Origin of the sequence: Prochlorococcus sp. MIT 1304 (genome assembly GCF_047305015.1) — a bacterium.
In the GTDB taxonomy this organism is placed as follows: Bacteria; Cyanobacteriota; Cyanobacteriia; order PCC-6307; family Cyanobiaceae; genus Prochlorococcus_A; species Prochlorococcus_A marinus_E.
Map to the genome: position 1 here is coordinate 515136 of NZ_CP138974.1, position 13413 is coordinate 528548.

Below are 13413 nucleotides of genomic sequence, written 5' to 3' on the forward strand. Positions count from 1 at the left end.
TATGCTTTGAAGTAGAATAGTAGGGCAACGTTACGAGACTACCTATTGTAGTTTTTTTATAAGGTAAATTTTCTTTGTTGAGTTTAAAGTGAGTATTTTTGTTGGCAATTTGCCGTTCCGCGCAGAGCGTGAAGATGCTATACAATTGTTTGCCCCTTTTGGTGAAGTTTTAAATTGCTCTCTTCCCTTGGAGAGAGATACTGGGAGAAAAAGAGGATTCGCATTTATTGAAATGGCTGATGAGGCGATTGAGTCAACAGCTATTGATGGTTTGCAAGGTACGGAACTTATGGGTAGGCCATTAAGAATTAATAAAGCTGAGCCAAGAGGTTCAGGTGGTTCACGTAGAGGAGGAAGAGGCGGCGGTTACGGCGGCGGAAATAGTGGCGGCGGTTATGGTGGCGGCGGCTATGGTGGCGGAAATAGTGGCGGCGGCTATGGTGGCGGCGGCTATGGTGGCGGAAATAGTGGCGGCGGCTATGGTGGCGGCGGCTATGGTGGCGGCGGCTATGGTGGTGGCGGCTATGGTGGCGGCGGCTATGGTGGCGGAAATAGTGGCGGCGGCTATGGTGGCGGTAATTCTGAATCCAATAGCTCTAATATTAATAAATCTTCTGGAGCAGAAGGTTGGGAAGATAGAAGTTATGGAAATTCTTCTGAAAATTCTGAATATGAAAGCGGTAGGAGTAGGAGAAAAAGGGGAGTCTCCAATGAGAGCAATGCTTCAAACGAGGCAGATTAGAAACCCATTTCTTGAAGGGCTGACGTTAATTTAAATAGATATTCAATATCTAATTCCTTTTTTATAGATTTTTTTGAAATTTGATTTCTCCAAATTTTTGCTTTTGGTATACCTTCGACTAAATTTATAAGATGTTTACAAATATCCCAAGATTTTCCTCCATTACTTATATGAGCTTCTATGTATGGAATTAAGGAGAATATAATATTAGAAGCAGATTTGTTTTTTTTATTAATTCCATAAATTTTTTGATCAATTTCAGACCATCTTAAGGGATGTTTATAAATTGACCGTCCAATCATTACCCCATCAAAATCATTTAAGGCTTTTAATGATTGATCGATATTTGTTAAACCCCCATTGATTTCTATTAACAATTCTGGATTTGATTTTTTTAATTTTTTAACTACATCATAATTTAGTGGAGGTATGGTCCTGTTTTGTTTTGGATTTAGACCTTTTAATATTGCTTTTCTTGCATGAACTGTAAATCTGTCCGCACCAGCATTTGCGATAATTCTTACGAAATTATTCAAGTTAACGAAACTATCATCATTATCTACACCGATTCTGTGTTTGATCGTAACCGGTAAGTTGCAATTATTTTTTAAAGATTCTATACATTTTGCTACTTTTTCAGGATCTTTCATAAGAGAAGCGCCAAAATTTCCAGAACAAACCCTAGGACTGGGACAACCAACATTAAAGTTTATTTCGTCATAACCCCAATCCTGTGCCATTTGGGCTGCTTCTTTGAGGATTTTAGGGTCGTCCCCACCAAACTGAATCGATATCGGGTGTTCTTCACTATTAAAGTCTAAAAAATATTCTTTTTTATCCGTATAAACTAAACTCTGGGCCACAATCATTTCCGTATACAATAGAGCTTCAGAACTTATTTTTCTCATTATCATTCTGAAGTGCTTATCAGTACAATCCATCATTGGAGCAATACTTAATTTGTGAATATTTTTAATAGAATTAGGCTGAATGAAATTCATTGCTTTTTTGTAATTTAAATATATGAATCAATTTCTATCAAGAAGAACTTTTATTCTAATTCCTACTATGTCATTCTTAAAAATAATCTTTAAGCCCATGCAAGTATTAGCATCTTCACTTGCTTCTAAAGAAGAGTGGAATTTTTCAAAAGACGAATGGAAAGCTAGGCTTAGTCCTGAAACTTATTATATTTTGAGGGAGGAAGGGACTGAAAGAGCTTTTAGTAGTCAACTAAATAATGAGAAGAGAAAAGGGAATTTTCATTGTGCAGGATGTGATTTACCACTTTTTTCCTCAGATAAAAAATACGATAGTGGTACAGGATGGCCAAGTTTTTGGGATTCAATTGAAGGATCAGTAGAAACAAAAGTTGATTTCAAGTTAATTGTCCCAAGAACCGAATATCATTGCTCTCGATGTGGAGGTCATCAAGGACATGTCTTCAATGATGGGCCGCCTCCCACTGGTAAAAGATACTGTAACAATGGATTAGCATTAAAATTTGTTCCTGATTAAATATTTGTGCGGCCTTCCGCAACTTGTTTTGTGCATCACTTTATTGGAGAATAGTTTTATTAAATTTTAGAAAAATGATTGAAAATCAATCAGACAATATTGATAATAAGGAAATTGATGTTTCTATTCAGGATAATGCTCCTGAAGATAAATCATCTATGCAAAATTCAACAACCGAAAATGATGAATTATCTTCTCAAAAAACAGAAGAAATAAATACTGAAGAATTAAAAAATACTATTTCAAATAATGATGCAAGATTGGAACAATTAGAAAAAGAGCATGAAACATTAAAAAATCAATATGTAAGAATTTCAGCAGATTTTGATAATTTTAGAAAAAGGCAGTCAAGGGATCAGGATGATTTAAAAATCCAACTTGTTTCAAAAACTTTAACTGCAATACTCCCTATTGTTGATAATTTTGAGAGAGCAAGACAACAACTTAAACCAGAAAGTGAAGAAGCTCAAGCTCTTCATAGAAGTTATCAAGGATTGTATAAACAATTGGTAGAAGTTTTAAAACAACAGGGAGTCTCACCCATGAGAGTTGTAGGTCAACAATTTGATCCAAATTTGCACGAAGCTGTATTAAGAGAGCCTAGTGAAGAGTTTGAAGAGGATTTTATTATTGAAGAATTGCAGCGAGGATATCATTTAGAGGGTAAGGTTTTGAGACATGCATTGGCTAAGGTTTCTATGGGACCTGGTAAACAAAAATCACAACAGGAAGTAGAAAAGGATACAGTTGAAGGGGATGTTGATTCAGATGCAAATACTTCTGAAGATGTATAAATTCCAAATTCTTATTTAAGCATTATCTAATGGCTGATTTTTACCAAATACTTGGAGTTTCAAGAGATGCTGATGCAGATACTCTAAAAAGGGCTTATAGAAAGTTAGCGAGACAATATCATCCTGATGTTAATAAAGAACCTGGTGCTGAAGATAAATTTAAAGAAATTGGTAAGGCTTATGAAGCATTAGCTGATCCTGAAACAAGAGCTAGATACGATCAGTTTGGAGAGGCCGGCCTTGGAGGTGCAGCCGGAATGCCTGATATGGGCGATATGGGTGGCTTTGCAGATTTATTTGAAACTTTTTTTAATGGCTTTGGTGGACAAAATCCTCAGGGTGGAAGAACTCAAAGAAGAGGCCCTCAACAAGGAGATGATCTCAGGTATGACCTTAATGTTGACTTTAAAGATGCAATATTCGGCCAACAAAGAGAAATTAAAATTCCTCATCTTGAGACATGCGAAGTCTGTAGGGGAACGGGAGCTAAGCCAGGTACCGGACCAAAAACTTGTTCAACATGTGGGGGAAGTGGACAAGTAAGAAGAGCTACGAGAACACCTTTTGGTAATTTTACACAAGTTGCTGAATGCCCTTCATGCAATGGAGCTGGTCAGATAATTGCAGATCCATGTGTAAGTTGCGGCGGTAATGGAGTAAAGCAAGTTAGAAAAAAATTAAGAATTAATATTCCTGCAGGAGTTGATACAGGTACTAAATTAAGAGTTTCCGGAGAGGGTAATGTTGGTTTAAAAGGGGGTCCACCTGGAGATCTTTATGTTTTTATCAAGGTTAAGAATGATTCAAAACTTAAAAGAGATGGTGTGACTATTTACTCAGAAATAGATGTGAGTTATTTACAGGCCATTTTAGGTGACACTGTTAAAGTTACTACAGTTGATGGAAATGTTAATTTAAAAATTCCGTGTGGCACCCAGCCAAATACAACTCTTTCACTTGAGAATAAAGGGGTACCTAGACTTGGTAATCCGGTTGCTAGAGGAAATCATGAAGTCTTAGTAAAAGTAAAATTGCCAACTCGTGTAACTGACGAAGAACGAAAGCTTTTGGAGGGTTTAGCTTCGCAATATTCAGACAAAAATATTAATTCCAGTAGTGGACTTTTTAGTAAATTATTTGGTAAAGAATCTTAATGACTTCTTTAAAGCATTTGGATCTTAAATCTGTTCCATGTCCTTTAAATGTTGTCAAAATCAAATTGGCTTTGGAAAAGTTATCTAAAAATGAACAACTTATAGTTGAACTAGATAAAGGTGAGCCAGAAGAAATGGTATTAAATAACTTAAAAGAGATGGGATGTTTCTTTAAGCAAATTAAAGAAAGTAAAAAATTTATAAAAATAAAAATATTGAATGAAAACTAATAGTAAAAATTTAGGTTTAGTTACGAAAAAATTTAATGATTTTTTTTTAGTTGACTTAAAAAATCAAGAAAACTCTGAAAATAGCGACAAATTTTTATGTAAGGTGAGGAAGTCTATAAATTTTAAGGATCAATTAATTTATGTTGGTGACGAAGTAATAATTGAAAATATCGATTTAAAAAGTAAACGCGCAATAATAACAAGTCTTATGAAAAGAAAAAATTTATTAATTAGACCCTCAGTCGCAAATATTTCTAACATATACATCACTTTTTCAGTAGAAGAGCCAGAGTTAAATTTATCTCAAGTTAATAGGTTTTTGATATCAGCAGAATCTATGGGTGTTGAAGTGTCATTAGTTTTGACAAAATGTGATTTAATTTCAGATAAAAGAAGATCTTCATTAATTGATAAATTTGAGAAATGGGGTTACCAAGCAATAACTTTAAATTTTGAAAGATCTGATTACTTTAATAATTTATTAGCTGATTTAAAGCAAAAAAAGTGTTCAATTTTTATGGGCCCATCAGGTGTTGGCAAAACTACTTTGCTTAATATGATAATTCCAGGCCTTCAAAATAGTACTGCTCCAGTTTCCAATAAAATTAAGAGAGGTAAAAACACAACTCGAAATATAGAGTTATTTTCAATATCGAATCAAAGTTACATTGTGGATACTCCTGGTTTTAATATGCAACCTCCAGAGATTGATATTAATTTGTTACCAAATCTTTATGCAGAAATATATAAACAGGTAATTGAAGAAGGAATTAAGTGTAAATTTCGTAACTGCTTACATTTAAAAGACGAGGGTTGTAATTTAAATAAATCCTTTGAAAGATATTCTTTTTATAAAGAAATGATTGAGTCTGCTAAGAGTCATTATTATCAAAACCAGGAAGATTAAGATTTAATCCACCAGTCAAATCATTCATCCTTTCTTTCATAGTTGTAGTTGATAATTCATGAGCTTTTTTAATAGCTTGTAAAATGTTTTGCTCTATTTTTTCTTTATCTGCATTTAAAAAATTTTCTTGTACTTCTACCTTTAAAGGAAGTTGATTTCCACTTATCCAGACTTTTATCATTTCATCATCACTTTTTCCTTCAATCTCCATATTTTCAAGTTCATCTTGTAATTTTTGAGCATCTTGCTGAATTTGTTTAGCTTTTTTAAAAGCTTCTGTAAGTTGTCCAAAGTTTGGAAGTCCAAAACCCGCCATTTTGTAAAAAAGTTTCTTTAATTAGGATAGTCAAAACCAATCATTCTTACTTCCGGTTGCAAATAAATTCCTTTGTTTTGTAGTACTTTTTGTTGAATTACTGTTATTAATTCAAAAATATCTTTTGAACTTGCTGAAGAAGTATTAATTATAAAATTTGAATGTATTGTAGAAATTTCAGCACCGCCAATTTTAAATCCTTTTAAACCCATTTCATCAATTAATTTAGCAGCATAATGATTTTCAGGATTTTTAAAAACACTACCAAAGCTTGGTTGATGATATGGTTGTGTTTCTGTTTTTAATTTAAGGTTATTTTTGGTTGTTTGAATTAGTTGTTCTAGATTTCCATTAGGCTCAAAATGTAGTCTTGCACTAATAATTGTTAAATCATTTTTTTGAAAAGAGCTAAATCTATACTCAAAGTTTATATCTTTTTTTTCAATTTCAAGTTGTTCATGAGTTTTATTATTTATAACTTTTACGGAAATAAGATTTTTTGCTAGTGATAAATTTCCTGTGCCTGCATTCATATAAATTGCTCCTCCTAATGTTCCTGGAATTCCGACAGCCCATTCCCCTCCTTGTAATCCATTTTTAGCAAGAGAATTAGATAATGTTGGGAGCATTACACCTGCTTCAGCTTCAACAATTCCTGAATATGGCTCTATCTTTAATGATTTTAATTTTTTTGTACATAAAACTAAGCCTTTTATGAAAATATTATTTATTAAAAGATTTGAACCTGCGCCAATTATTTGACATCTTTGTTTGTTTAAATTGGCCCATTTTATTAGATATGAAAATTCTTCAATGCTTACTGGCTCAGCAAAATATTCAGCTATTCCTCCCACTTTTATAGTCGTATAATTACTTAAATTACAGCTTTCAGAAAGAATTGTTTTTTTCATAAATTATTTATCCATTTAATTATTTTTATTTAAAATTGACCAGAAATTATGACAATCACCAGCTCCCATATTCAAAATTAAATCCCCTTTTTGAGTTAATTCGTAAAAATTCTTCGTAACTTCATAATAATTATTTATGTAACTAACATTTTTATTTTTTTTATAAATCAGATCAGTGATAATTTTCGAAGTTATTCTATCTTCGTTTCCTTCCCCTGCTCCATAAATACTGGTTACATAAATAACATCTGCTTTTGATAATTCTTCAGCGAATTCTTTCGTAAATTGTTTTACTCGAGAGTATCTATGAGGTTGAAATATAGCTATTAATCTACTTTTTTGACATTCTTTATTATGGTTTTGTTGAATCAATAATCTTCCTAATTTAATCGTTTCTTTTATTTCGTTTGGGTGATGTGCATAATCATCATATAAACTTCTTTCATCTAATTGGCCTCTAAATTCAAATCTTTTTTTTGGCAGTTTTAGATATTTTATATTTTTTTTAATTTCTATAAAATCTACTCCTATCATTCTTGAAGCAGCTATTGCTGCGGTGATATTTGATAGATTGTGTAAACCTGGAATTGGGATATTTAAACTACTAATAAAATTTCCATTTTCATAATATTTCCCAATTGTATACTTTGAATTAATCTCAATCGGAATTATTGCATAAGTAACGTTTTTAGCAGTACTGTTTGACCACTTCCAATTAGAATAAAAATTATTTCTTGACGTTTCACAATCAAAATTAAGTAGTAATTTTTTAGAGTTTTTAGCGAAACTTTTAAAAGTAGAGATTACTTCATTTAAATTAGAAAAGTGATCGCAATGATCAAAATCAATGTTATTAATTATTCCGATATCAGACTTATATTTGTTAATTGTTCCATCAGATTCATCAACTTCAGCTACTAAGTATTTTGTATTATCTAAATGACAATTAGAGTTGTAAATAGGAATTATTCCTCCAGTTATTGAAGACGAATTACGTGTACATAACTCAAGTATTGTTGAAAGAAATGTACTGGTTGATGTTTTTCCGTGGCTGCCTGCTACCGCCAATGCAGTGTAAGTGCGCATTAGCATTGCAAGTATCTCTGAACGATGTTTTATTGATAAATTATTTTCTCTGCAGTACGAAAATTCTTCATTTTCTGGCTTGATCGCGGAGCTTACAACAAAATAAATCAATTTGTTGGTAAATTTTGAAATAATAAATTCAATATTTTGTCGTACTTGAGAATTAAAGATTACTGCACCTAATTTCTCTAATTTATTGGTTTCATCATTTTTAACTAAATCAGATCCTGAAACTGAATAACCTTTTTTAAGTAAACCTATTGCTAATGCTGACATCCCAATACCCCCAATCCCAATAAAATGAAAATGACCTTTCAATAGTAATTCTTTATCCAATGTTTATCTTTTACTTAAATCAAAATAACTTCTAGGTATAATTTTGCTATTTTTTATTAAAAAAAAATGTTTTTTTTTCGTGAATTAATACAAAACTAGACTTATTTGCTTAATAAATCAAAAAAACCTTACGTTATTGCACAAAATTCAGTATGATCAGCAACTTAGGTAAATCTTTTAGAAATTATTAGTTATGACTTTGCGTGTTGCAATTAACGGCTTTGGCAGAATTGGTCGAAACTTTATGCGTTGTTGGCTTAGTAGAGGGGCCTATACCAATATTGAAGTAGTTGGAATTAACGTTACCTCAGATCCTAAGACAAATGCTCATCTATTAAAGTATGATTCAGTCCTTGGTCAACTTGATGGTGTTGATATTCAATATACTGATGATACTTTTGTAATTAATAACAAGACAATTAAGTGTTTCTCTGATAGAAACCCATTAAATCTCCCTTGGAAAGACTGGGGTGTAGATTTGGTTATCGAATCTACTGGCGTTTTTAATACAGACGTAGGAGCAAGTAAGCACTTAGAGGTGGGAGCAAAAAAAGTTATCTTAACTGCTCCAGGTAAAGGCGATGGAGTTGGTACTTATGTAGTTGGAGTTAATGCTGATACATATAAGCATACAGATTATGATATTTTGAGTAATGCCAGTTGTACAACGAACTGTTTAGCTCCAGTAGTTAAAGTTTTAGATCAAACTTTTGGAATTAACAAAGGTTTAATGACTACGATTCATAGTTATACAGGGGATCAAAGAATTTTAGATAATAGTCATAGAGATTTAAGAAGGGCTAGAGCCGCTGCTACAAACATCGTTCCTACTTCTACAGGTGCTGCAAAAGCAGTAGCACTTGTATACCCAGAAATGAAAGGCAAATTAACAGGAATTGCAATGAGAGTTCCAACTCCTAACGTTTCAGCGGTAGATTTTGTTTTTGAATCTTCTAAATCTGTCACAACTGAAGAAGTCAATAATGCTCTCAAGGAAGCATCTCTAAGCTCAATGAAAGGCATTATTAAGTATGGAGATGAACCATTAGTGTCGAGTGATTATGCAGGTACCAATGAATCATCAATTGTAGATAGTGACCTTACTATGTGTATCGGAGATAACCTTGTTAAGGTCCTTGCATGGTATGACAATGAGTGGGGTTATAGTCAGAGAGTTGTAGATTTAGCAGAGATTGTTGCTAAGAATTGGGAGTAACTAAAAGTGTTTGAAAGTCGTATTATTTAATATTTTGTTTTTTTTATTATCATTAAATTCTATTGATGGTTTACCATCAGTAAAAAAACCAATCTCGTTAATATTTTTATCAAGTTTAGATAAATTCTTTGCCCATTTTTTTGGCAATGAGAACACTAATTCATAATCTTCACCCCCAAAAAAATAATATTCATCCCATTTATCTCCATTAGGCCAATCTTTATCTTTAGGTATTTTTTCATAATCTATTATCGCTTTGCAGCTGCTAGCCATTGCTAGATCTTGTAATGCTTGAAATAAACCATCACTGCTATCAGTGCATCCTATTCTCTTAATTTTTTTATTGGAGCGAGTTTTGAGGAGATTATTTAGAAAATTTGGGTAAACTCTAGGTCGACAAAAATGTTCAATGGACTTAATAATTAATCTTTCATTAAGAGAAAATTGATTATCGAAATTAATTTTATTTTGCATCAAAAATCCTAGTTTGCTAAGACCATGAATTCCTGTAGTTAAAATTATCTCTCCTGGTTTGCATGCGTTTCTTCTTAATTCAAGTTCACCTTGTATTCCAAAGGCTGTAATTGAAATGACTTTGTCATCCCCCTTTGAGCAATCTCCCCCTAGAATCATCCCGCCATATTCTTTTAATGCTTTATTAATTCCTTTGTATAATTCTTCAACCCAAATCCACTCAGTTCTAGGAGGTAGAACTAGGCTTATTGTAATTCCAATAGTTTTCTTACTGCCACTAGATAATAAGTCTGAGATGTTGCTTACAACTGCTTTCCACCCAAGGTCCATAGGACAAATATTAATGTCATTGAAATGAACATTTTCTACCAAACAATCAGTATTAACAAGTAAATTTTCATTTTTAGTTTTGATTAAAGCGCAATCATCTGAAATTTGGTTTTTAGGCATAAATTTTCCTAGCCTATTGATTAATTCTTTTTCTCCTATATCTTCTAATGTTTTTTTATGCATTTAATTTGAGGTTTTCAATCCCATCTAAAACATCAATTGAAATGATTGTGTCATCTTTAGTAAGCTCTTCTAATACATCAAATCCATCAACAACGTAACCAAAGGCAGCATTTCTCCCGTCAATTAAATTGCGACCTGCTGGATTTAATTCTGCTTCATATAAAAAGAAGAAAAATTGTGATGAGCCATCATCAACTGCGGTATTTGAATGAGACCATCCTAGCGTTCCAAGTGTGGCAAAAGGTAATGTTGGCGTCTCTGTGTAAAGACCTAAATCTTCAAAAGTTTGATTATAAAAAGTATCTTTTTCGTTAGGAATTCTAATTTCTAAGGGAACGTGACGTTCTACGTTTGTTTCAGGATCTACATAGCCAATTTCTTCACCGATTGGATCACCTGTTTGCAGTACAAAAAATTCTTCTGCTCTATTTATAGGTAAATTTTTGTAGAAGTTTTTTGAAGATAAATCAATAAATGCTCCTGCTGTAAGTGGCGCGTTAAATCCATCTACAATAGCTTGCATATCTCCTTTGGAAGTTTTTATATTGACTTTTGCCCTGCCAAGTAATCTTGGTAAATTATCAAATTCCTGAGGAATAGAGTATGGAAATTCAGTTGGTAGAAAATATTCTTCTAATCCACCTATTTTATCTAAGGCGTCTCTTCGGGTCGCTATAAATGAGTATTTATCCTTTGATTTAGAATAGTCTTGAAGACTATCAAAATTTTCTTTGAGTTCTAAAAATGTTTTTTCAGCAATTTCCTTTTTATCATTTGGTAATTCTTGAATAATTTTACTCTGGTATTTTTTTAGTAAAGATTGACATTTTGTAACAGTTTTTGAAAGGGCGGGCCATCTTCCTCCTCTTACAAGATCACTAGTTTCTTCCAGTTTATGTTGAATTTCTTGCAACTCGACTTGCTTGATAGGAAGTGCATTTCTGAGGATTGCACTAGGGTCTTTTACTGCATTTCCAGTAGGTAAATCAGCTAGTACTTGAATCGGTTTCAAGAGGAAAACCTGTAAAATTACAATTGATATGATTAAGAAAAGTTTGTTCTGATTTGATAAGAATTTTTGCATAGCACTCTTGCAGGTTTATGATCCTTGGGGATGTAATACAGGAATGATTTCCAGTAACGATTTTCGCACAGGTACTACCATCGAATTGGATGGACAAGTTTGGCGTGTTGTAGAATTTCTACATGTCAAGCCTGGTAAGGGTTCTGCTTTCGTGCGAACAAAATTAAAATCAGTTCAAAACGGCAACGTGGTTGAAAAAACTTTTCGAGCCGGAGAATCAGTACAGCAGGCTATCCTTGAGAAGTCTAACCTGCAGCACACTTATGTGGAGTCTGGTGATTATGTTTTTATGGATATGACAAGTTTTGAAGAGACAAGACTTTCCTCTGAACAAATCGGTAAAGGCGCAAAGTATTTGAAAGAAGGAATGGAGGTTAATGTAATTTTCCATAATGGTAAAGTTTTAGAAGTAGAACTTCCAATATCTATCACTTTGAAAGTTACAGAGACTGATCCTGGAGTTAAAGGTGATACTGCTAGTGGGGGCACGAAACCAGCTATTCTAGAAACAGGTGCTCAAGTTATGGTTCCTTTATTTATTTCTGTGGGAGAAATGATTAGAGTTGATACTCGTAATGACAGTTATCTTGGACGTGAAAATTAATGGCTATGAAATTAGATCATGAAGACTTAAATCACTTAATAGATAAGATTTCTACAAGTGACATACAAGAGTTCTCGCTAGAGGGAGAAGATTTTAAACTCGAAATAAAAAGGAATTTACTTGATCACAACCAAGTTTTTAATAATTTAGTTTCTAATACTTCAATTGATAAGCAAACAATTGCTAATCAAAAACCCATCAACGACGCTATTCCTCTAGTTAATGAGCCTGAAGCGCCTCAGGTAGCACCTCCAGGGCGTTCTGACCTAACTGAAATTACATCTCCTATGGTTGGCACATTTTATAGGGCTGCAGCGCCTGGTGAGGAGCCATTCGTCGAAGTAGGAAATAACGTTAAAGTTGGTCAAACTATTTGTATTTTGGAAGCAATGAAATTAATGAATGAAATTGAATCTGAATTTAATGCTGAAATAGTAGAGATTCTCGTTGAAAATGGGACACCAGTAGAATTTGGCCAAGTTTTAATGCGTGTAAAGCAGTCTTGAATTGTTAGTAATTTCTACAGCGGCCTTTATCGCCTCAATCATGCTCTGAGATTGAGCAACTCCTTTGCCAGCAATATCAAATCCTGTTCCATGATCTGGAGATGTTCTTATAAAAGGTAAACCGATTGTGGTGTTTACTGAGTAATTAAGGGCTATCACTTTCATTGGTATTAAACCTTGATCATGATACATAGCAAGAATGCCATCATGTTTTTCAGCATTTTTGTCACTCCAGGCTTTTACGGAAGAATTCCAGCAACTATCTGGTGATAAAGGGCCTAATAATTTAATGTTTCTATTTTTTTTTGACCATGTAATTAATGCATCATTGAGCCAATCTTTTTCTTCATGTCCTAAAATACCTTCCTCGCCGGCATGAGGGTTTAATCCTGCTACTTTTAAAGTCGGTTTATCATTATAGGTATTACAAAAATCTTTAAAAAGATCTAATTTAGAGTGGATTAATTCTGTATTTAATTTTTTGGAAACTTCACAAAGTGCTATGTGGGTTGTTGCTAGTAGAGTATTAAATCTCCAACCTGTAATTGGTGATTTTGCTGTGAATAACATTCCAACGTTTTTTACCCCACATGATTTTGCTAGTACTTCAGTTTGACCCGTGAAGTCATGACCTGCTAAGGACCATGATTTCTTGCAAATTGGTCCAGTTACAAGTGCTGAATCGGGATATTGTTTTACAATTTCTATTGCTTTTTTTAAATATTGGAAACTTGAATCACCGTAACTTGATTTAGAGTTATTATTTGTTGAAGAAACTTCGAGATCATGTATCTTTAAATTTTTGGGATTTGCAAGGCTTTCCAATCCTAAGGATCTAAGGTGTTCATATGTATCATGTAGGTTTTTTTCTGATCCAACTAATTTAAATTCAATATTTTTTGGTATCTCATTTGAACAAAGTGCTTTTAAGATTATTTCGGGTCCAATACCTGACTCATCTCCCACGCTTATTACTACCTTCAATGGTTTATTTGTATTTTGTAAATTCATAAAAATTTAAA

Annotated in this window: 16 protein-coding genes; 9 read left to right on the forward strand and 7 right to left on the reverse strand. The window is 33.0% G+C overall.

What is annotated here, in order from left to right; translation table 11 throughout:
- The first annotated feature begins 88 nt into the window (after positions 1–88).
- On the forward strand, positions 89–742 hold the full coding sequence (locus tag SIB45_RS02805; RefSeq protein ID WP_011862040.1) for an RNA recognition motif domain-containing protein: 654 nt from the start codon (positions 89–91) through the stop codon (positions 740–742).
- Here the strand turns inward: SIB45_RS02805 and dusA are convergent.
- Positions 739–1743, reverse strand: a complete 1005-nt coding sequence (dusA, locus tag SIB45_RS02810; RefSeq protein WP_011862041.1) for a tRNA dihydrouridine(20/20a) synthase DusA — start codon at positions 1741–1743, stop codon at positions 739–741. The genes SIB45_RS02805 and dusA overlap by 4 nt on opposite strands.
- 22 nt (positions 1744–1765) lie before the next feature.
- Between dusA and msrB the strand changes: the two genes are divergently transcribed.
- The 5 genes from msrB to rsgA all read left to right on the forward strand — a co-directional run bounded on the left by msrB (position 1766) and on the right by rsgA (position 5345).
- The gene (gene msrB, locus SIB45_RS02815) at positions 1766–2260 is read left to right on the forward strand and encodes a peptide-methionine (R)-S-oxide reductase MsrB (protein WP_011862042.1); all 495 of its coding nucleotides are present in this window, start codon (positions 1766–1768) and stop codon (positions 2258–2260) included.
- A 74-nt stretch (positions 2261–2334) separates the two neighbouring features.
- Positions 2335–3054 (forward strand): nucleotide exchange factor GrpE, encoded by a 720-nt coding sequence (grpE, locus tag SIB45_RS02820; RefSeq protein WP_011862043.1) that lies wholly within the window; start codon positions 2335–2337, stop codon positions 3052–3054.
- 29 nt (positions 3055–3083) lie between these two features.
- Positions 3084–4208: a molecular chaperone DnaJ gene (gene dnaJ / locus SIB45_RS02825; protein WP_011862044.1), complete on the forward strand. Its 1125-nt coding sequence runs from the start codon at positions 3084–3086 to the stop codon at positions 4206–4208.
- Positions 4208–4438: a sulfurtransferase TusA family protein gene (locus tag SIB45_RS02830; RefSeq protein WP_011862045.1), complete on the forward strand. Its 231-nt coding sequence runs from the start codon at positions 4208–4210 to the stop codon at positions 4436–4438. Before dnaJ ends, SIB45_RS02830 begins: the two co-directional genes overlap by 1 nt.
- Complete coding sequence (gene rsgA, locus SIB45_RS02835) at positions 4428–5345, forward strand: ribosome small subunit-dependent GTPase A (protein ID WP_011862046.1); 918 nt, start codon at positions 4428–4430, stop codon at positions 5343–5345. The genes SIB45_RS02830 and rsgA overlap by 11 nt, the downstream gene beginning before the upstream one ends.
- Here the strand turns inward: rsgA and SIB45_RS02840 are convergent.
- Genes SIB45_RS02840 through murC form a run of 3 tightly spaced genes read right to left on the reverse strand, consistent with a single transcriptional unit; the run spans position 5311 to position 7994 of the window.
- Complete coding sequence (locus SIB45_RS02840; RefSeq protein WP_011862047.1) at positions 5311–5661, reverse strand: YbaB/EbfC family nucleoid-associated protein; 351 nt, start codon at positions 5659–5661, stop codon at positions 5311–5313. The two genes, rsgA and SIB45_RS02840, sit on opposite strands and share 35 nt — an antisense overlap.
- A gap of 17 nt (positions 5662–5678) precedes the next feature.
- Positions 5679–6572: a UDP-N-acetylmuramate dehydrogenase gene (murB, locus tag SIB45_RS02845; RefSeq protein WP_011862048.1), complete on the reverse strand. Its 894-nt coding sequence runs from the start codon at positions 6570–6572 to the stop codon at positions 5679–5681.
- A gap of 15 nt (positions 6573–6587) precedes the next feature.
- Positions 6588–7994 carry a UDP-N-acetylmuramate--L-alanine ligase gene (gene murC, locus SIB45_RS02850; RefSeq protein ID WP_041484645.1) on the reverse strand — a complete coding sequence of 469 codons (1407 nt, stop codon included), beginning with the start codon at positions 7992–7994 and terminating at the stop codon, positions 6588–6590.
- Between the two features lie 193 nt (positions 7995–8187).
- Here murC and gap point away from each other — a divergent pair, with 193 nt between their 5' ends.
- Positions 8188–9210: a type I glyceraldehyde-3-phosphate dehydrogenase gene (gene gap, locus SIB45_RS02855; RefSeq protein WP_011862050.1), complete on the forward strand. Its 1023-nt coding sequence runs from the start codon at positions 8188–8190 to the stop codon at positions 9208–9210.
- Here the strand turns inward: gap and thiL are convergent, their stop codons facing one another.
- Together thiL and SIB45_RS02865 are read right to left on the reverse strand one after the other, a co-directional pair.
- Positions 9211–10197 (reverse strand): thiamine-phosphate kinase, encoded by a 987-nt coding sequence (gene thiL, locus SIB45_RS02860; protein ID WP_011862051.1) that lies wholly within the window; start codon positions 10195–10197, stop codon positions 9211–9213.
- Positions 10190–11281, reverse strand: a complete 1092-nt coding sequence (locus SIB45_RS02865) for a peptidylprolyl isomerase (protein ID WP_011862052.1) — start codon at positions 11279–11281, stop codon at positions 10190–10192. Before SIB45_RS02865 ends, thiL begins: the two co-directional genes overlap by 8 nt.
- A gap of 43 nt (positions 11282–11324) precedes the next feature.
- On the opposite strand from SIB45_RS02865, the gene efp reads away from it, so the two are divergent.
- Entirely contained in the window at positions 11325–11885 is a 561-nt protein-coding gene (efp, locus tag SIB45_RS02870; protein WP_011862053.1) for an elongation factor P, read from the forward strand.
- Positions 11885–12391 (forward strand): acetyl-CoA carboxylase biotin carboxyl carrier protein, encoded by a 507-nt coding sequence (accB, locus tag SIB45_RS02875; protein WP_011862054.1) that lies wholly within the window; start codon positions 11885–11887, stop codon positions 12389–12391. The genes efp and accB overlap by 1 nt, the downstream gene beginning before the upstream one ends.
- On the opposite strand, the gene pdxA is transcribed toward accB, so the two are convergent.
- The gene (gene pdxA / locus SIB45_RS02880) at positions 12368–13402 is read right to left on the reverse strand and encodes a 4-hydroxythreonine-4-phosphate dehydrogenase PdxA (RefSeq protein ID WP_041484646.1); all 1035 of its coding nucleotides are present in this window, start codon (positions 13400–13402) and stop codon (positions 12368–12370) included. The genes accB and pdxA overlap by 24 nt on opposite strands.
- Between the last annotated feature and the right edge of the window lie 11 nt (positions 13403–13413).

What these genes read in the sequence shown, in the direction of transcription:
- SIB45_RS02840 (WP_011862047.1), bottom strand. Translation starts at nt 5,661, where the DNA reads ATGGCGGGTTTTGGACTTCCAAACTTTGGACAACTTACAGAAGCTTTT.
- accB (WP_011862054.1), top strand. Translation starts at nt 11,885, where the DNA reads ATGGCTATGAAATTAGATCATGAAGACTTAAATCACTTAATAGATAAG.
- msrB (WP_011862042.1), top strand. Translation starts at nt 1,766, where the DNA reads ATGAATCAATTTCTATCAAGAAGAACTTTTATTCTAATTCCTACTATG.
- murB (WP_011862048.1), bottom strand. Translation starts at nt 6,572, where the DNA reads ATGAAAAAAACAATTCTTTCTGAAAGCTGTAATTTAAGTAATTATACG.
- SIB45_RS02865 (WP_011862052.1), bottom strand. Translation starts at nt 11,281, where the DNA reads ATGCAAAAATTCTTATCAAATCAGAACAAACTTTTCTTAATCATATCA.
- thiL (WP_011862051.1), bottom strand. Translation starts at nt 10,197, where the DNA reads ATGCATAAAAAAACATTAGAAGATATAGGAGAAAAAGAATTAATCAAT.
- dnaJ (WP_011862044.1), top strand. Translation starts at nt 3,084, where the DNA reads ATGGCTGATTTTTACCAAATACTTGGAGTTTCAAGAGATGCTGATGCA.
- gap (WP_011862050.1), top strand. Translation starts at nt 8,188, where the DNA reads ATGACTTTGCGTGTTGCAATTAACGGCTTTGGCAGAATTGGTCGAAAC.
- pdxA (WP_041484646.1), bottom strand. Translation starts at nt 13,402, where the DNA reads ATGAATTTACAAAATACAAATAAACCATTGAAGGTAGTAATAAGCGTG.
- SIB45_RS02830 (WP_011862045.1), top strand. Translation starts at nt 4,208, where the DNA reads ATGACTTCTTTAAAGCATTTGGATCTTAAATCTGTTCCATGTCCTTTA.
- dusA (WP_011862041.1), bottom strand. Translation starts at nt 1,743, where the DNA reads ATGAATTTCATTCAGCCTAATTCTATTAAAAATATTCACAAATTAAGT.
- rsgA (WP_011862046.1), top strand. Translation starts at nt 4,428, where the DNA reads ATGAAAACTAATAGTAAAAATTTAGGTTTAGTTACGAAAAAATTTAAT.
- efp (WP_011862053.1), top strand. Translation starts at nt 11,325, where the DNA reads ATGATTTCCAGTAACGATTTTCGCACAGGTACTACCATCGAATTGGAT.
- grpE (WP_011862043.1), top strand. Translation starts at nt 2,335, where the DNA reads ATGATTGAAAATCAATCAGACAATATTGATAATAAGGAAATTGATGTT.